The 16,831-nt window shown below is 71.9% G+C and carries 13 protein-coding genes and 1 tRNA gene; 6 read left to right on the forward strand and 8 right to left on the reverse strand.

Annotated elements, in window-relative coordinates; genetic code table 11:
- Window positions 1–159: 159 nt before the first annotated feature.
- Together AOM00_RS01530 and AOM00_RS01535 are read right to left on the reverse strand one after the other, a co-directional pair.
- Window positions 160–951, reverse strand: a complete 792-nt coding sequence (locus AOM00_RS01530) for a transglutaminase-like domain-containing protein (protein ID WP_062516302.1) — start codon at window positions 949–951, stop codon at window positions 160–162.
- 53 nt (window positions 952–1,004) lie between these two features.
- Window positions 1,005–3,347 (reverse strand): AAA family ATPase, encoded by a 2,343-nt coding sequence (locus tag AOM00_RS01535; RefSeq protein WP_062516125.1) that lies wholly within the window; start codon window positions 3,345–3,347, stop codon window positions 1,005–1,007.
- A gap of 99 nt (window positions 3,348–3,446) precedes the next feature.
- On the opposite strand from AOM00_RS01535, the gene AOM00_RS01540 reads away from it, so the two are divergent.
- On the forward strand, window positions 3,447–4,292 hold the full coding sequence (locus AOM00_RS01540) for a Sir2 family NAD-dependent protein deacetylase (RefSeq protein WP_062516126.1): 846 nt from the start codon (window positions 3,447–3,449) through the stop codon (window positions 4,290–4,292).
- Between the two features lie 264 nt (window positions 4,293–4,556).
- The gene (locus AOM00_RS01545; protein ID WP_156158975.1) at window positions 4,557–5,360 is read left to right on the forward strand and encodes a M15 family metallopeptidase domain-containing protein; all 804 of its coding nucleotides are present in this window, start codon (window positions 4,557–4,559) and stop codon (window positions 5,358–5,360) included.
- A 101-nt stretch (window positions 5,361–5,461) separates the two neighbouring features.
- On the opposite strand, the gene AOM00_RS01550 is transcribed toward AOM00_RS01545, so the two are convergent.
- Window positions 5,462–5,537: transfer RNA gene (locus AOM00_RS01550), tRNA-Ala, on the reverse strand.
- A gap of 48 nt (window positions 5,538–5,585) precedes the next feature.
- Window positions 5,586–7,064, reverse strand: a complete 1,479-nt coding sequence (locus AOM00_RS01555; RefSeq protein WP_062516128.1) for a glycoside hydrolase family 43 protein — start codon at window positions 7,062–7,064, stop codon at window positions 5,586–5,588.
- A gap of 221 nt (window positions 7,065–7,285) precedes the next feature.
- Here AOM00_RS01555 and AOM00_RS01560 point away from each other — a divergent pair, with 221 nt between their 5' ends.
- Both AOM00_RS01560 and AOM00_RS01565 read left to right on the forward strand, forming a co-directional pair.
- Window positions 7,286–9,496 (forward strand): glycoside hydrolase domain-containing protein, encoded by a 2,211-nt coding sequence (locus AOM00_RS01560; RefSeq protein ID WP_062516129.1) that lies wholly within the window; start codon window positions 7,286–7,288, stop codon window positions 9,494–9,496.
- 10 nt (window positions 9,497–9,506) lie between these two features.
- Entirely contained in the window at window positions 9,507–10,841 is a 1,335-nt protein-coding gene (locus AOM00_RS01565) for a glycosyltransferase (RefSeq protein WP_062516130.1), read from the forward strand.
- A gap of 63 nt (window positions 10,842–10,904) precedes the next feature.
- Here the strand turns inward: AOM00_RS01565 and AOM00_RS01570 are convergent, their stop codons facing one another.
- The 4 genes from AOM00_RS01570 to AOM00_RS01585 form a co-directional block, all read right to left on the reverse strand.
- Entirely contained in the window at window positions 10,905–12,797 is a 1,893-nt protein-coding gene (locus tag AOM00_RS01570; RefSeq protein WP_062516131.1) for a pectate lyase-like domain-containing protein, read from the reverse strand.
- 310 nt (window positions 12,798–13,107) lie between these two features.
- A complete protein-coding gene (locus AOM00_RS01575; RefSeq protein WP_062516132.1) occupies window positions 13,108–14,052 on the reverse strand; it encodes a hypothetical protein in 945 nt (314 codons plus the stop codon).
- 52 nt (window positions 14,053–14,104) lie between these two features.
- Window positions 14,105–14,683: a GNAT family N-acetyltransferase gene (locus AOM00_RS01580; protein ID WP_228373373.1), complete on the reverse strand. Its 579-nt coding sequence runs from the start codon at window positions 14,681–14,683 to the stop codon at window positions 14,105–14,107.
- Window positions 14,683–15,915, reverse strand: a complete 1,233-nt coding sequence (locus tag AOM00_RS01585; protein WP_082096413.1) for a molybdopterin molybdotransferase MoeA — start codon at window positions 15,913–15,915, stop codon at window positions 14,683–14,685. Before AOM00_RS01585 ends, AOM00_RS01580 begins: the two co-directional genes overlap by 1 nt.
- A gap of 67 nt (window positions 15,916–15,982) precedes the next feature.
- Between AOM00_RS01585 and AOM00_RS01590 the strand changes: the two genes are divergently transcribed.
- On the forward strand, window positions 15,983–16,612 hold the full coding sequence (locus tag AOM00_RS01590; protein ID WP_062516134.1) for a 5-formyltetrahydrofolate cyclo-ligase: 630 nt from the start codon (window positions 15,983–15,985) through the stop codon (window positions 16,610–16,612).
- A gap of 10 nt (window positions 16,613–16,622) precedes the next feature.
- Window positions 16,623–16,829, forward strand: coding sequence for an FmdB family zinc ribbon protein (locus AOM00_RS01595; RefSeq protein ID WP_062302211.1), 207 nt, complete (start codon window positions 16,623–16,625; stop codon window positions 16,827–16,829).
- Window positions 16,830–16,831 lie beyond the last annotated feature (2 nt).

The raw sequence follows: 16,831 nt of genomic DNA on the forward strand, positions 1-16,831 counted from the left end.
TTCTGGGAGGGCGGCTCCGGGATAAGCACCACGGGCAGGGGGAACGTCCGGGCCACCGTTAACCGGCACGACACGTGCGTGTCTCGCGTGTCACGCGGACGGTGCCAGCGGTAACACGGATGTCACACGGTGCCGCGTATCGCGCGGGCGAGGCGCGTCTCAGCCGAGCGAGACAGGCAGCCGCGGGTCGTCGTCCGGGAGGGCATCGGCGGTCGCCGTGACCTCCATCCCGACCAGCTCGACCGGCTCGCCGATGGTCGTGAGGAAGGCGGTGTCCGCGGCATCCCGGCCGGTCGCGATGCGGACCAGCGTCGGGCGCGGTGCCAGGGTGGTCGCGTCGACCACCAGCCAGCGCCCGTCGACGAGCGCCTCCGCCACCGCGTGGAAGTCCATGGGCTCCAGCCCGGGCGCGTAAACCGCGACCACGCGTGCGGGCACGTCGAGCGCGCGCAGGAGCGCGACCACGAGGTGTGCGAAGTCGCGGCAGACGCCGCGCCGGGACAGCAGGGTGGCGGCAGCGCCGCCGGTGGGATCGGTCGAGCTGCCGTCGTAGGCGAGATGGGTGCCGACCCAGCTCGAGACCCCGGCCAGGAGGTCGACGCCGTCGAGGCCGGCGAACTCCGCGACGGCCACGGGCCCGAGCGTGTCCGACTCGCAGTAGCGGCTGGGCCGCAGGTAGCGGATCGGGTCGAGCGCGTCGACGGGGGCGGTCTCGCCGCGGCCGTCCACGCGGGCCGAGTACCTGACCTCGACGCGGCCCGCGGTCGCGTCGACCGCATGGAGCCTGGTGCCGTGCTGGTCGGCGAGCTCCGTGACGTCGAGCCGCACGCCGTCCTGCGTCACGGAGAGGGTCTCCGTCGTCGCCTGGTCGCCGGCCACGGCGATGGCGAGCACCAGGCGCGCGGGCCCGGCGGCATCGAGGGTCAGGGAGGCGGTCACGTCGCGTCGCACCGCTGCATCGTCGCATGCCACCGAGCCGGGGACCAGGCCCCTCGTGTCTCGGGTCAGCCTCCCGCCTCCACCCAAGCGAGGAAGTCCTCGGCGGCGATCACGGGCTTGCCCCACTCGAGCGCCTTGCGCGCCTTGCCCGACTGCGTGCCCCGCTCCGCGACCACCAGCACATCCGTGCGCGTCTTGGTGACGGTCGCCACGGGCACCAGTCCGGCGTCCTCGGCGAGCCGCATCATGAGCTCGCGCTCCACCGCGCCTCGCCCCGCAGCGACCACGGTGCCGGTGAAGCACACGCGCGCGCCCGGCACCAGCACGACCGATGCATCGGTGGGGCCCTCGAGCTCGAGGTCGCCGGGAAGGACGTCGACGCCGAAGTGCGCCTCGGCGGCGCGGATGCGCGCGAGCGCGGCGGCGTCCTTGTCCAGCACACGGCCCCACGCACGGGCCAGCAGCACGGCGAGCACCGCGCTCGGGTCATCCTCCGCGGACAGGTTGCCACCCACGACGAAGCCGGGGCCGTCCTCTCGCGCGTCCACGATGCGCGACTGCAGGAAGCCGTGCCCGCGCGGCCAGTCCGCGAACGTGGTGCCCGCGGCGAGCGCATCGTCGCCGCGACGCGCGATCCACCGCTCACCCGCGTCGCGCAGCGCCCGCGCGCGTTCGAGCGCGGTGGGCGCGGCGATCCCGACGCGCTCCCCGGCATCGAGGGCCTGCATCGGCAGCTCCACCCCGAGCGCCATCGGCTCGACCACGCCGTTGCGCTTGAGCTCGAAGTCGATCCAGCCGAGCGTGCGGTCGATGCCGACGCCGATGGGCACCCGTCCAGCGAGCAGCGGCGACAGGCATGCCCATGCCTCCGCGAGCACGGGCGCGAGCTGGACGTCGCGCGTGGTGAGACCGAACTCGGTGTGCGCCTCGTACAGGTCGCTCGTGGGGTTGACCACCGTGGTGGCCTCATCGCCCTCGTCCGTCACCACGGCGATCTCGACGGGCCGAGGACGGTACCGGTCCCCCGCCGTGCCGACGGTCAGCGCGGCGACGTATACGTGCCCCACCCGCGCATCGTCCCCGTCGCCGCCGCGCGATGCCGCGAGGAAGCGCCGGATCCGACCGTCGGTCTTGAGGTCGCGCGGCAGCACGTCGCGGCGCAGCACCAGGCCTTCCAACGACGTGCAGCGGCTGAGCGCGACGTAGAGCTGGCCGTTCGCGAACGTGCCTCCCGTGAGGTCGACGACCACACGGTCGAGCGTCTGCCCCTGGGCCTTGTGGATGGTGATGGCCCACGCGAGCTTCATAGGCAGCTGGGTGAAGGTCCCGACCACCTCGCGGTGCAGGCTCCCTCCCGACACCACGGGACGCGCGATCTCCCAGGTGTAGGGGCGCACCCGCACCTGGCGGCCGTCGCGCAGCTGCACGGTCGCGACGGGGCCGTCCTCGTCGCGCTCGAGGAGCACGATGCGGCCGAGCGTGCCGTTCACCCATCGGTCGGCGGGGTCGTTGTTGAGCAGCATCACCTGTGCACCCACGGCGAGGTCCAGGCTCGACTCGGCGGGCAGCTCGAAGCCGTCGGTGTCGCCCGAGAGCCTGGCCTGATATGAGAGCACGGGGCTGGGTAGGCGCTCGAGCTCGCGCCGGTTGCGCGCGCCGACGATGCGGTTGGTGGTGGCGAGCGTCAGCCAGAACTCGTCGTGCGGAGGCTCGAACCCGGGGTGGGTGCGTGCGTTGAGGGCGGCCCTCGCGCCCTCGAGCAGCGCGCCGTCGCGCACCGCGTTGAGGATGTCCACCAGCTGCGTGTCCCCCACCTGGCGGAACACGGTGGTGAGCTCGACGACCGGGAACGTCTCACGATCGAAGCGACGCGCGGAGAAGAAGTAGGGCGTGCCGTAGCGCTCGTCGAAGAAGTCGACCTCGTCGTCCCGGACCACGGGCGGGAGCTGGTGCAGGTCGCCCACGAGCACCAGCTGCACGCCTCCGAGCGGCTCGCCGGGCTGCGGTCCGAAGCGCTCGAGCGCGGCTACGAGCGCATCGAACAGGTCGGCGCGCACCATCGAGGCCTCGTCGATGATGAGGGTGTCGAGCCCGGCGAGGGTGCTCGCGAAGCGCCCGGGGTAGTAGCCGGGACCGCGCACCATGTCCTCGTTCACGCCCATGGGGAAGGAGAAGAGGCGGTGGATGGTGTAGCCGTCGACGTTGAGGGCGGCGATCCCGGTGGGGGCGATGGTGACCGCCGTGCGATCGGTGGTCGCGAGGAAGTGCCGGATCAGGGTGGACTTGCCCGTCCCCGCGCGGCCCGTGAGGAACAGATGCCCGCCGTCGTGAAGGATCTCGAGGGCGCGCTCGAAGTCCTCGGTGAGGGTGATGCCCTCCCAGGGGCGCCTCGCGCGATGCTCGCTCATCGTGGGGAGAGCCTACCCAGGCGCGCGGACACCGGTGCGCGGCCGGCATGCGACCATCGAGAGCGCAGCACCACGCGCGGAACCACCGGGAGGAGACCCATGACGACGGTGGAGCCTCGACGTGCCGAGCTCGCGGCGCCCCTTCTCGCCCGTGCGCTCGAGGTGCTCACGGGCCGGACCATCGCGGTCCTCACGGGTGCCGGCCTGTCCACGGACTCCGGCATCCCCGACTACCGCAGCGAGAGCGCGCCACGCCGCACACCCATGACCTTCCAGGACTTCGTGGGCGACGAGGCGAAGCGCCGGCGCTACTGGGTCGGCTCCCACCTGGGCTGGCAGACCTTCTCCTCGACTCGTCCGAATGCGGGGCACCGCGCCCTCGCCGCGCTCGAGGACGCACGCGTGGTGAAGGGGCTCGTGACCCAGAACGTGGACGGTCTCCACCTGCGCGCCGGCTCGCGCGAGGTGGTCGAGCTGCACGGCAACGTGCGAGGGGTGACGTGCCTCGCATGCGGCACCCGAGTCGCGCGCGAGGAGGTCGCCGCGCGTCTCGAGAGCGACAACCCGGCCCTCGCCCGCGCCGACGGGGTCCGCCTGGGGCCCGACGGCGATGTGCTGCCGGAGTCGTGGGAGCACGTCTCGGTGCCGGGCTGCACCGCATGCGGCGGGATCCTCAAGCCCGACGTCGTCTTCTTCGGGGAGCTCGTGCCCGCCGCGCAGGCACGCGCGGCCGAGCGCATCGTCGACCACGCGGAGGCGCTGCTGGTCGCCGGCTCGTCGCTGGCCGTGAACTCGGGGCTCCGTCTTGTGGAACGCGCCCATCGCCGCGGAGCCCCGATCGTGATCGTCAACCGGGGCGCCACCAAGGGCGACCGCCGCGCAGCGGTCAAGATCGATGCCGGCACCTCGGAGACGCTCGAGGCTCTCGCGTCCGCACTCGCGTAGCGCGTCGCGCAGGGCGCGGCTCGCGGCTCGCGGCGCAGCGAGAGGGCCGCACCTTCCGGGGCGACCGCGACCGCATCCCCGACCTCGGATGCGAAGTCGAGGGATCATGGAAGCAACGCCGCGCGCACGACCGACGCATCCGTGCTCGTGATGGCCGCAACGACGTGGTCGAGGCGTACGTCCGGCGGCGCGAGCCGCCACCGTCGGTCCACTCGACCGACCGACCGACTGGCTGACGCCACCGCACCACCCCGCGGAGGAACCATGGCTGAGATGTTCGTCGACCTGTCGACGCCGGGCCAGCTGCTCGAACGCACCGCCCGCTCCTACGAGAGCCTGCGTCTCGCGACCGGGCACGGCACCACCCTCCCGGGCCATGCGACGCGCACGCTCGAGATGCAGGCCACCGTGTTCCGGGACTACTACACCACCGACGCCTCGGAACCGCTGTTCCGGGGTGACAACGGCGCGCTCGACATCCGGACCTGGAACGGCGTCGCCTGGTACCGCCGGAGCGGGCGCCCCTCCGCCGCGATCCCCGGCACCTCCAACCACGGCAGGGGCCGCACCGTCGACTTCCAGGGCCTCGTCGGCTTCGACACCCCCACTTACCACGCGTTCGCTCTCGAGGCCGGCAAGCGCGGATGGAGCAACGCCGAAGGCCAGCGTGTGGGCGAGTGCTGGCACTGGAACCACAACCCCGATATGGATACGTTCGAGTACGAAGAGGACGAGCTCATGGCAGCCAAGGACGAGATCGCCGCCGAGGTGATCAAGCAGCTCAAGGGCCCAGCGGGCAAGGTCAAGCTCACGTGGGCCACCCGGCGTGCGATCGCCGCGGCGCAGGACAAGAAGGTTGAGGACGTAGCCGACGAGATGTCGCTCGACGACGTCCTGTCCTACGCCGCACGTGCGACGTTCGACAACGCTGCGCTCGCGGTCGAGGTCGAGACGCTCAAGGCGAAGTTGGAGAAGCTCGCCGCGGGGGTGAAGGTCGACGTGAGCGTCGACGAGGCCGCGATCGCGCGCAAGGTGGTCGCGGCGCTCGCCAATCGGCTCACCGAGTAGCGCATCACGATGCCCATGGCCGCGCCGGCGTCGCGCGTCGCGCAGGGATGCGGCTCGCGGTGAAGCAGAAGGGCCGCACCTTCCGGTGCGGCCCTTCTCACTGGTGGAGCTGAGGGGAATCGAACCCCTGACCTTCTCATTGCGAACGAGACGCGCTACCAACTGCGCCACAGCCCCAAGTGCCTGAATAGATTAGCACCTCTCTGGGGCTTGCAAGTACATGTTCTACGCGCGGACCTCACGGTCGTCGGCGATCGCGGTGTAGGTCACGCGCGACACGGTCGCTGGACCCCCGACCGCCTCGATCCCTAGGACACGACCGGTGAAGCCGCCGGCCACCTCGGTCGAGACGTAGCGGCCGTCCACCACTCCCAGGCCCACGAAGCCGCCATCGCGGATCACGCCCGCGTGGAGCTCGTCAGGGCCCCCGCGCCCGTAGAGCTGCCGGGCCGCGACAGCTCGCAGCGCGAGGACGTCGCCAGGCTGCGCCTCGGCCTCGGCGAGGACCTGGTCGAAGGGCCGTGAGACCGCGCGAACGCGCAGGCGCTCCCCCACGCGCTCGATGCCGATCCAGTGCAGCGGGTCGATGCGGACGCTCAGGCACGCATCGCCGTCGGCGACCTCGGCCGTCGCCTCCCAATCCGCATCGGTGACGCGCGCGCACAGCACCTGCGCCTGCTCAGGCGCGTCCGCCGCGCGCCCCGGTGAGAGGACGATGCCGCGGTCGCCTCGGCGCACCAGGCTGCCCGGCGCGTGGCCGGGCGAGATCCAGCGGCCGTCGAGCGCATCGTCCTCGAACGGGTCCGCCCAGGAGCGGTCGCCGGCCACGGCCTCGAACCGGTCCTCGACCACCACCGGCCAGCCGTCCACCCAGTCGATGCCCGCGATGAAGGTCTCGCGACCGTTGACGTGGAAGCCCGGGAACGCGCCGCCTCGCCGGATGCCCAGGTAGACCATCGCCCACGAGCCGTCGGCGAGCTCGACCAGGTCCGGATGCCCGGTCGCCTCGACGGGGTGCGCGATGCTCCGGTGCGTGAGGATCGGGTTCGCGGGATTCGACTCGAAGGGCCCTTCAGGGGCGCGCGAGCGCGCGATCGAGACGCCGTGGCCCAGGAACGTGCCGCCCTCGGCGACCGCGAGGTACCACCAGCCGTCCTTCTCGAACAGATGGGGACCCTCGGTGTCCTTCATCTCGGTGCCGCGCCAGAGCTCGCGGCGCTCGGTGAACCGCTCGCCCGTGCAGGGGTCGATCTCGACCTGGTAGATGGCGGGCGGGTTGTGCCCGCACCACGTGAGGAGGCAGCGGCCGTCGGTGGTCCAGGCGAGGTCCGGGTCGATGCCGTCGGTGCCGGGCACGTACACGGGCTCCGACCACGGCCCGGCCGGGTCCTCGGAGTGCACGATGAGCTGGCCGCGGGGCCCCGCGTTGCGGATGCTGGTGGTCACCATCCAGAACAGACCGTCATGGTGACGCAGCGTGGGGGCGTAGATGCCACCGCTCGCGTCGGCGACGGTGTGCCCCGCGTCGATCACCTCGGCATCCGGCAGCGCATGCCCCACCAGCTCCCACGCCACCAGGTCCGTCGAGCGGTGGATCGGGACGCCCGGGACGTACTCGAAGGTCGAGCTCGCGAGGTAGTACGTCTCACCGACGCGGCAGATCGACGGGTCCGGGTAGAAGCCGGCGAGGATGGGCATCGTCATTGTTGCGTCTCCCAACATTCATGGTCGGAACCCACTCTAGAGCGCGTCGCGGCGGGTGCGGGACCACCGCTCTCCGAGCGATCTCGCGGCGAAAGTTAAAGAGTCCGTCACATTTGCGCAATGGACGCGACACGAGGCCCGCCTAGGTTCTCCTCAAGGACGCACACCGACGTGCGTCCCCCGCTCGTCAGGAGCAGGCTTCGGGGAAGGGAGGTGCCGCCGTGTACGACGACGTCGATCCATTTGTCGGCACCGAGGCGACCTCGCTCCCGACCCCGACGGGCATCGCCGCCACATGGTGGTGGCCCAAGCCCCAGGTGGGCAACACCCACCCGGGCGCGTGCTTCCCGCTCGGCATGGTGTCCGCATGCGCGTACTCGGGCGCCTACCCGACGGGCTACGGCCTCTACGACCTCTCGACCGAGGGTGTCCCCACGCGGCTCCACGACCGCAACGTCGCCTCCGGCTTCACGCACTTCCAGCAGTCCGGCACCGGCGCGATCCGCAAGTACTACAACTACTTCCGCGTCACCCCCATGCTCGAGCCGCTCGACGAGCTCGACCGAGCGTGGGAGATCGTCGACGAGGAGGCCCACCCCGGGTACTACCACGCGGTGCTCGAGAACGGGATCGAGGCGGAGCTCGCGGCGGGCCCCAAGTCGGTGGTGCACCGCTACACGTTCCCCGAGCACCCGTCCGCACGCCTGGTGGTGGACTTCTCGCTGGGCGGCCTGGAGATCCCGTACGGCGCGACGCTGCCGCTGCGCGCACGGCTCGAGTCCGTCGAGCCCGGCGTGGTCCAGGGCGAGATCGTCGTCGAGGGCGTGCCGCTCGCGGTCTACATCGAGTGCGACGCCGAGGACTGGCGCCAGATGCTCTGGTACGACTCGCGCCTCATGCCCGCGGGCACGCGGCTCGACCTGGACTCGATCCGGCCCAGCACGCTGCGACCGTTCGGCCTCATGTGGAAGGGACCGGCGGCGCCGGGCAAGCAGGTCGAGCTGCGCATCGGCTTCTCGCTTCGCGGCGTGGACCAGGCGCGCAAGAACCTCCGTGCGGACCTGGGCGAGCTCGGGACCTTCGCGAGCCGCCTCGCCGGCACGCGCGAGACGTGGCGGTCGCTGCTGGGCGCCGTCAGCGTCGAGACCGAGGACGAGTCGCGCCGCCAGGTGTTCGCGAGCGCGCTCTACCACTCGCTCATCAAGCCGTGCTTCGCGCCCGACGAGAGCCCGTTCTGGTCGCAGAAGGGCCCGTTCGTCTTCGACGTGTCGACCATGTGGGACATCTACCGCACGCAGCTCCCCCTGCTCACGGCCCTGCTGCCCCACCGCGCCGTGGAGTTCGCCAACGCGATGCTCACCATCGCCGAGCAGGAGGGCAACCTCCCCATCGGGTACCGCATGGCGCGCGGCTCGGACCGCTTCAGCCGGCAGGGCAGCGCGCTGGTGCATACGCTCCTCGCGGACCTCGCCCATCTGGGCGCGCACGGCATCGACTGGGACTGGGCCCTGGTGCACATGCAGACGGATCTGCGTCGCGCCTACGGCGAGGAGTTCCTGCTCCAGGGCCTCGCGCAGCCGATGAGCCACACCCTGGACCTCGCGTACGGCTACTGGTGCACCGGTGTGGTCGCCGAGCTCCTGGGCGACCGCACGCAGCTCAACGAGAACGTCGAGCTCGCCTCGCGCTGGCGCAACGCCTTCGACGCCTCGACGGGCCTGCTCAAGGAGTCCACCTACTACGAGGGCACGCGCTACAACTACTCGTTCCGGCTGCTGCACGACATGGCGGCCCGGATCGAGCTCGCCGGCGGGGACGATGCCTTCGTCGGGCTGCTCGACGCCTTCTTCGGCTACGGCGCGGAGCCGGTCGCGCAGCCCGGGGAGCGGCCGTCCGCGGAGGAGATGGTCGCCGGCTACTCGCTCGGCCGTTTCGAGGGCCTCAACAACGAGCCGGACATGGAGGCGCCGTGGGCCTACCACTACGCCGGCCGTCCGGACCGGACCGCCGAGGTGGTCCACGGCATCGTCCACCAGATGTTCGGCCCGGGTCGCGGAGGCCTCCCTGGAAACGACGACTCGGGCGGGTTATCGTCGTGGTACGTCTGGGCCAGCCTGGGCCTGTTCCCCGTCGCAGGGCAGAACGTGTTCCTGCTCCATCCCCCGGCCTTCGCATCAGCGACGATGCGCATGGCACGCGGAGAACTCCACATCGTGGCCGACGGCTTCATCGAGCCCCGGCCGGGCGGACCGGTCCAGTACATCCGGTCCGTCACGCTCGACGGCTCGCCCGTCGAGTCGTCCTGGATCAGCGGCTCCGAGCTCCACCAAGGTGGCGAGCTGCGCTACGTGCTCGGGGACTCCCCGAGCTCCTGGGGACGCGAGCACCGTCCCCCGTCCACCCCTCGCCCCACCGTGGGGCTGCTCCCGTGAAGGAGGTGTCATGAACACCGAGGTCAACCGCAGGCTCGTCATCATCGTCAGGGCCGATCCCGTCATCTGCGGGCACAGCGGCGAGGCGCGCAACCTGGCCGAGGTCGCGCTCACGCGAGGCTTCGACGATGTGCGCATCGTCACGTGGCCGCTCGAACGCCTCGAGGAGACCGGGCTGCCGCTCAAGCCTCTCGACACCGTCCTTCCGTACTCCCCCGGCATCACCGTCGAGCGCCCGGGGCCGGTGGGCGGCTACAAGATCCCAGACGGGCGCTACCTCGCCGGCATGACCGGCCGCCTGGTCGAGCTCTTCACGGACGGCGTCCCCACCGTCGCGATGTCGCTGTACCTCCACCCGCACACCACCGCGGTCGCCGATGCGCTGCGCATCGCGCGCTCGACGGGCCTGCCCGTCAACGTCACGACCATCGCCGAGGCGGTGGGCTCGGACGTCACCGACGTGGTGCGCTCCGCGGTGGACCACGGCGAGCTCGGCGCCGCCGCAGCCGTCCTCTCGACTTACCTGTCGCAGGACCACTGCGTCGCGGTGTCCGAGTACACCAAGCGCGTGATCGTCGAGTCCGCAGCCGAGCTCGACGCCCTGTACGGCACGGTCTTCGCCGCGCAGTGCGAGGCGCGCGTCCAGATCTCCTACCCCGCGATCGACACCGCGGCGTACCTGGACCTCGACACCGCCGAGACCGAGCGCGTGCTCGAGGCGCGAGGGCTGCGCCGCGGCGAGTACGTCCTCTACCTGTCGCGCCTCCAGAAGGCCAAGGGCGTCGACGACCTGATCCGGGGCTTCGCGGCCGCGGAGGGCTGCGAGGGTCAGACCCTGGTCATCGCGGGGCGCGGCCCCGACCTGCCCTACTTCCAGCGGGTCGCCAAGCGCACCGCCGCATCGGACCGCATCGTCTTCCTGCAGGACGTGGGCGATGAGGAGAAGCCGCACCTCATGGCGGCCTGCACGGCGTACGCGCTGCCGTCGCGGCCCGCTCCGGAGTTCACGGAGACGTTCGGCATCGCGCTGGTGGAGAAGATGCTCGCGGGCGGCGGACCCGTCATCACGTGCGACACGGGCGGCATCCTCGAGGCCGTGGGCGACACCGCCGTGGTGGTGCCGTCCGGCGACCCGTCCGCGCTCACGGTCGCGCTCAACGTGTGCGCCGCGGGGATGGACGACGCCGACCGCGAGTGGTGGGAGCACCGCGCGCGCGAGCACGCGATGCAGTTCGACCGCGTCAACGTCTTCGACCGGCTTTTCGCGCGGCTCGACCCCGCACCTGCAGCCGAGACCGCGGCGGTGCCCACGCTCATCGCGAGCCCGCGCAGGGTGCGGATCTAGCCGGCGACGCGCGACGATGCGCGGGTCCCGGGGGGCGGGGCCCGCGCATCGTCCCTCCCGGCGCTACGGCGCCGGGTAGTCGATCACGAACTGCGGGGTGCCCGTGTTCGTGTTGTCGGCCGTCCCGCCCACGCCGTTCACCACATGCTCGATGGTGCCCGCGCTGAGGTTGACCGTCATGATGTGGTGCAGCTGCACGCCCGGGGCCTCCGGCACCTCGAACCCGTTGGCCGTGACGATCGCCGGGTTGTTCTGGTTGAACACGTAGACACCCGCGCCGTAGAGACGGTGCGACGTGACGTGGTCAGCCACCTTGTAGCCCGGGTAGCCGAGCGTGCCGTCGGGCTGGGTCCAGTCCGCCTGGGTGGGCGGGTCGTAGGGCAGCTCGTTCTGGTAGAGCGTGACCGAGCCGTCCTCGCCGTTCCACTGCAGGTTGTACTGCTGGAAGTGCTCGACGAACAGGCCCGTGGCGGTGACGCGGTCGCCGTTGACGATCACGCCGTTGCGGCCCGTGTTGGTGGCCCAACGGTCGGTGTCGCCGTTGACCCCCTCGGTGAAGCCCTCGACACCGTGGTCGCCCCGCCACACCCAGGTGTGGTCGATGAGCACGTCGTCGCTGTTGACCACCAGCGCGGTGTCCGCCTTGCCGATGTGAGGCCCTCCCACGCGGAAGTAGACATCCGAGAGGGTGGTCGGGTTGCTGCGCGCGGCGCGCGCATGGTGGCCGTGGTTGCCGTTCCGCTTGCCGACCTCGAGGAGCACCTTCGACTCCTGCTCGCCCGCGTCGATGGTGATGCCCGCGATGACCGCGCCCGGGACATCGGCGACCCTCATGGCCGTCGCGCCGCGGTGCGCGGTGAGCGTCGCGTGGCCCAGCCCGAGCACCACGGTGTCGGCGCGCTTGACCTCGATCGGGCGGTCGACGTCGTAGACGCCGGGGGTGAGCAGCAGGTTCTTGTCGCGCGCGAGCGCGTTGTTGATGTCCTTGACGGAGTCCCCCGGCTTGGCGATGAAGAAGTCGCCGATCGGGATGTCGCGCCCCGGCGTCATCCCGTCCGCCCAGCTCACGCCGCTCGTGTCGCGCTGCGCAGCCGGCACGCGGACCAGGTAGCGGCCGTCATCGTCGACGTAGAGGTACGGCTTCTCGCGACTCACCGAGGTGGTGTCGAGCGTCGTGTACGTCTCGGCGGGGAAGGACGCCTCGCTGGGCGCGCCCTCGACCCCGGAGAACACCTGGTTCCACACCCCGTTGCTCCAGCCCGCGACCTCCGAGTCCCGCACCAGCCACTGCTGCTGCGAGCCGTTGATCGTGTAGGGCAGGCGCGAGTCCGCGATGAAGCCGCCGCTCGCGTACTGCGGGCCGGCGGTGCAGTAGTCCATGAGCGAGAGGTTGCCGCCCGAGATGTCGAGGCGACGCATGGACACCGCCTGCGAGACGGCCCAGATGTTGGCGCTGGCGCGGCAGCCGTCCTGGCCGGTGCCGTCCACGTGGATCGCGAGGTTGGAGAGCGTGCGCCAGAAGTTCACCAGCGCGATGCAGTTGGGGTTCTCGTCGTCGCCGAGGCAGCGGTTGTACACCTCGACTGTGCCGGTGAGCGTGACGTCGTCTGGCTGGGCGCCCAGGCCCGCGACCTCGGTGTAGTAGCCGACCTCGACGTGCAGGGGCGCGCCGGGCTCCCCGTACTCGCCGGGCAGGAACAGCACGGCGTGGCGAGCGGTGGTCATCTCCGCGTCGCGCTGCTGGTCCGCGAGATCGTCCACGATCGACTGGATCTCCTCGGTGGACATGCTCGGATCGATGATGATGACGTTCGGACCCAGGTCCGGCGCCGTGGGGTCGTGATGCTGGGGACGTGCGGCGGCGGCCGGCGCTGCGACGGCCGCGCCGATGGCGAGCGTGAGGCCGGCGGCGAGCGCGATGGCGCGCCCCGTCCGACCGGCATGCGTGTGCGTCATGCGGTGTCCTCCTCCTTGAGGCGCAATGGACCACGTTGTCCATTACTGACCAGACGGTAACCAATAGGAGGAAGGGGTGCAACAGGGACAGATGACGCGGCTCGGCCTCCACCCGGTGCCTGGAACAGGTGCGGACCGTGTCGATGTCGCACGGGGAGAGGGGGCAACGCGCGCGGATCGTGTCGGCACCAGCAAGCGGCCCGCACAGATGGCACCGATCAACGCGCCGCGGCACCTCGACACCGCACCATCCGCACGCATTGCGTGGGGGCGCCGCGACGGCAACGCCGCGACCGGCGGCCGCGTCAGCTCACGCGGAGGCGCTGCGGCGACGCTCGAGGATCGAGTCCAGCGCGCCGGTCGCCGGGCGCTCCTCGCGGTACGAGGCGGCGGCGATGTCGCCGTCCTCGAGCGGACGGGCCTGCGCCTGACGGACCTCCGCCTTGAGCGTGTAGCTCGGGGCCGGCAGCTCGCGCGGGCTCCACGCGGCGGACTCCTCCACCGCGGGCTGCTCGGCCACCGGGGCGGCCTGCGTGACCACGGGCATCGGCACCGAGAGCGGGGCGATGTCCTTGGCGGTCACCACCTGGATCGCCTGGGTCGCCACGTCGGAGGGCTGCGAGTCGATGCCCGCGGCCCGCTCACGGGCCACGGTGCGCAGCGCCTGCGTCGCGGTGGCCGCGGCCCCGACCTCGCGAGCAACCATCGCGAGGCGGGCGTCGATGCGACGCTGTGCCGCGGCAGCGCGTGCGCCGAGCACCAGCACGCCGGCGAAGATCGCCGTGGTGACCGCCGCGACAAGGGCGGGGAGAGCGGTGAAGGGCACCAGGATCCACGACAGGATCGCGAGCGCGGCGGTGCCGAGCGCGACCCGGGCACGGCGGCGGGCACGCGCCTTGCGCTCGGCGAGCGCGACGGCCCGGTCCTTGCGCATCGCGAGGTACTGGCGCTGCGCCGACGTCGCGGCCTTGTCGATGGGTCCCGCAGGACGCGACATGGAGTCGGCACCGAGGCGCGCGATGGTGGCGCGCGCCGCGCCGGTCACCAGCAGCGGCACATCGGCCGCGTCGGACGATGCGCGCGAGACGGCGCGCTTGACGCGCTCGGCGGTGGTCTTCACCACGCGCATCTCGGCGGAGTAGCGGTCCTCGGTGCGCACCAGCGCATAGTCCGCGCGCTCACGGATCCGCTGGGGGATGACGAAGGCGAGCACCATGCCGAGGGCGATGATCGCGAGCAGTCCAGCGGGAAGCATGGCACGACCGTACGGCCGCGCAGGCCCGCACCCGCGGAGGGCGCGCGGCGTGTCAGCCGTCGCCTCCCCAATATCGACCGATCCGCGGCTCGTCTTGAGTGCGCGAGAACACGATGTGGTCGCGCCACCCGCCGTCGATGAAGAGGTAGGAGCGTCGCAGACCCTCCTCGATGAAGCCCAGCTTCTCCGCGACACGCCGGCTCGCGGCGTTCTCGGGACGGATCGCGATCTCGAGGCGGTGAAGCCCGATCGTGAAGGCATGCTCCGCGGCGAGCGCGGCGGCGCGGGTCACGATCCCCCGCCCGGTGTGGGCCTCGTCGATCCAGTACCCGAGCGACGCCGAGCGCTGCGCGCCCCACTGGATGCCGGCGACCGCCACACGCCCCTGGAGGGCGCCGTCGACCTCGATCGCGTACGGCAGCGCGGTGAGCTCGCGTCGCTGGCGCCGCTCGAGGCGCGTGAACGCGCGGAAGGTCATGTCGGTCGCCTGCGCCTCGGGAGGCAACGTGGCCTCCCACGGACGCAGCCAGTCGCGGTTGCGCGACCGCAGCGCGAGCCACTCGGACTCGTCCCGAGGCCGCAGCGCGCGCAGGCGCAGCCCCGGCGCGACGAGCTCCGGGTCGCGCGGCATCAGTCGTCCCAGACGGTGCAACGCATCACATCGCCGGCGCTCACCGCCGTCACGGAGGCGTCGACCCACGCGATGCCGTCCGCATCGCCCAGCGCCGCGAGCGTGACGTCGCCCGGGTCGCATGCGGGCGTGGCCGTGACCGTGCCGGCAGCGTCGAGGCCCAGCTTCACCGGCACGGCCTGCGTGATCCCCACCGGGGAGGACCAGCCCCGATCGAAGCGCGCCCTCACCCCGGGGCGCACGGCCTCGGAGAAGCCGCACATGCGGCGGAGCGCGGGTCTCACATAGGCCTCGAAGGCGAGCGCGGCCGCGGCGGGCGCGCCCGGCAGCGCGATGGTGGGCACGCGTCGCGCCCCCTCCTCGCCGAGCATCGCGAAGGCATGGTGAGGCCCCGGCGCGAACGCGAGCGCGACATCGTCCACCGTGCCCAGCTCTCGCAGCACGGACACGACTGTGTCGCTCTCCCCCTCGCTCAGGCCTCCCGTGACGATGAGCAGGTCGGCACGCACCAGCTGGTCCTCGAGCGCCGTGCGCAACGCGGTGCGATCGTCCGGCACGGGTCCCACGCGGAAGGCCTGCGCCCCGGCGTTGCGCGCCGAGACCGCCACGAGGTGGGCGGTGGCCTCGGGCACGCCAGGGCGTCCCGAACCGGCATCGACCAGCTCGCCGCCCGTGGCGACCACCACCACGCGCGGCACGGGACGGACCGTAAGGCGCGCGTGACCCAGCGATGCTGCGAGGGCGAGCTCGCGTCCGCCGAGCCGACGGCCCGCGGGCACGAGCATCCGACCGGCCTCCGCATCGGTCCCGGCCGCGCGGATCCCGGAGCCGGGCGCGACCTCCCCGTGGACGGCGACGCGTGCCACGCCGCGATCGGTCGCGGCGAGCGGTACCACCGCATCGGCGCCGGCAGGGATCGCCATGCCCGAGGACAGCCGTGCGGCCGTCCCGGGGAGGTGGCGACGTGGCCCGCGATCGGCGAAGGAGACCTCGTGCGCGACGGGCATGACAGGCACGTGCGGCACGTCGGCGGACCGCACGGCGTAGCCGTCCCACGCGGCGACGTCGTGAGGCGGGAGCGCGGAGCCCGCCACGAGCGGCTCCACGAGCGTCGCCCCGGCGGCGTCCCCGACCAGCACGGTCAGCGGCGGGATGGGTGCGAGGGCCTGGGAGACCGCGGCACGATGCTCGTCGAGGGTGCGGGTGAGCAACTCTCCTCCTGCCTGATGCATGGGGGAAGCCTAGGGACATGCCCGAGGGTGGAACAAAGATTTACCGAACTTTGGCACAATGGTGCCCATGACGCCGATGTCCGACAGCTCTGTGCGATCGCTCGAACCGGACGAGGCGAAGGCGCACCTCAGGGCAGTCATCCGACGCGAGAGGCTCCAACGGAGCGAGCGGCGGCGCCACGAGGCGGCCGCCGCCTTTCGCGACCATGTGCTCGCGCTCACCGCGATCCAGTCCGCGCGCTGCGTGTCGGTCTACGCCTCCCGGCCCCACGAGCCCGGGACCGGTCCGCTGATCGAGGCCCTGCATCGTCGCGGCGTGCGGGTGCTGATCCCGCTGCTCGGCGACGGGCTGCAGCGAGGCTGGGGCGTCTACCGCGGTGTCGAGGACCTCATCGAGCGCGCGCCGGGCCGGCCTCCCGAGCCCAGCGGCGACTTCCTTCCGTCCAGCACCCTCGCGGAGGCCGACGTCATCGTGGTCCCCGCGCTCGCCGTGGACACGAGCGGGACGCGCCTGGGCCAGGGAGGCGGCTGGTACGACCGCGCGCTCATGGAGGCGCGGCCCAGCAGCCCCGTCATCGCGCTCACGTTCGCGAACGAGGTCCGTGACGGCGCGAGCGAGCCGCTCCCGCGCGAGAGCCACGACCTCGGGGTGGACATGGTCATCACCCCCGAAGGGGCCCACTCGCTTCCCGCGTAGAATGGCCCCCATGCCTACGTACTCCTACGCGTGCACCGCGTGCGACCACGCGTTCGATGCCGTGCAGTCCATCCACGATCCCGCGCTCACCGAGTGCCCCGAATGCACCGCGCCCGTCCGCAAGCGCTTCGGCGCGGTCGGCGTGACCTTCAAGGGCTCGGGCTTCTACCGCACGGACTCGCGCTCGGAGTCGAAGGCGTCGTCGAGCGCCTCGTGACG

Source organism: Demequina gelatinilytica, assembly GCF_000971115.1.
GTDB lineage: Bacteria > Actinomycetota > Actinomycetes > Actinomycetales > Demequinaceae > Demequina > Demequina gelatinilytica.

Bases quoted from the DNA above. Each gene is read 5' to 3' on its own strand.
- AOM00_RS01535 (WP_062516125.1), bottom strand. From the start codon at position 3,347: ATGAGCGAGCATCGCGCGAGGCGCCCCTGGGAGGGCATCACCCTCACC.
- AOM00_RS01540 (WP_062516126.1), top strand. From the start codon at position 3,447: ATGACGACGGTGGAGCCTCGACGTGCCGAGCTCGCGGCGCCCCTTCTC.
- AOM00_RS01545 (WP_156158975.1), top strand. From the start codon at position 4,557: ATGGCTGAGATGTTCGTCGACCTGTCGACGCCGGGCCAGCTGCTCGAA.
- AOM00_RS01555 (WP_062516128.1), bottom strand. From the start codon at position 7,064: ATGACGATGCCCATCCTCGCCGGCTTCTACCCGGACCCGTCGATCTGC.
- AOM00_RS01565 (WP_062516130.1), top strand. From the start codon at position 9,507: ATGAACACCGAGGTCAACCGCAGGCTCGTCATCATCGTCAGGGCCGAT.
- AOM00_RS01570 (WP_062516131.1), bottom strand. From the start codon at position 12,797: ATGACGCACACGCATGCCGGTCGGACGGGGCGCGCCATCGCGCTCGCC.
- AOM00_RS01575 (WP_062516132.1), bottom strand. From the start codon at position 14,052: ATGCTTCCCGCTGGACTGCTCGCGATCATCGCCCTCGGCATGGTGCTC.
- AOM00_RS01580 (WP_228373373.1), bottom strand. From the start codon at position 14,683: ATGCCGCGCGACCCGGAGCTCGTCGCGCCGGGGCTGCGCCTGCGCGCG.
- AOM00_RS01585 (WP_082096413.1), bottom strand. From the start codon at position 15,915: ATGCATCAGGCAGGAGGAGAGTTGCTCACCCGCACCCTCGACGAGCAT.
- AOM00_RS01590 (WP_062516134.1), top strand. From the start codon at position 15,983: ATGACGCCGATGTCCGACAGCTCTGTGCGATCGCTCGAACCGGACGAG.
- AOM00_RS01595 (WP_062302211.1), top strand. From the start codon at position 16,623: ATGCCTACGTACTCCTACGCGTGCACCGCGTGCGACCACGCGTTCGAT.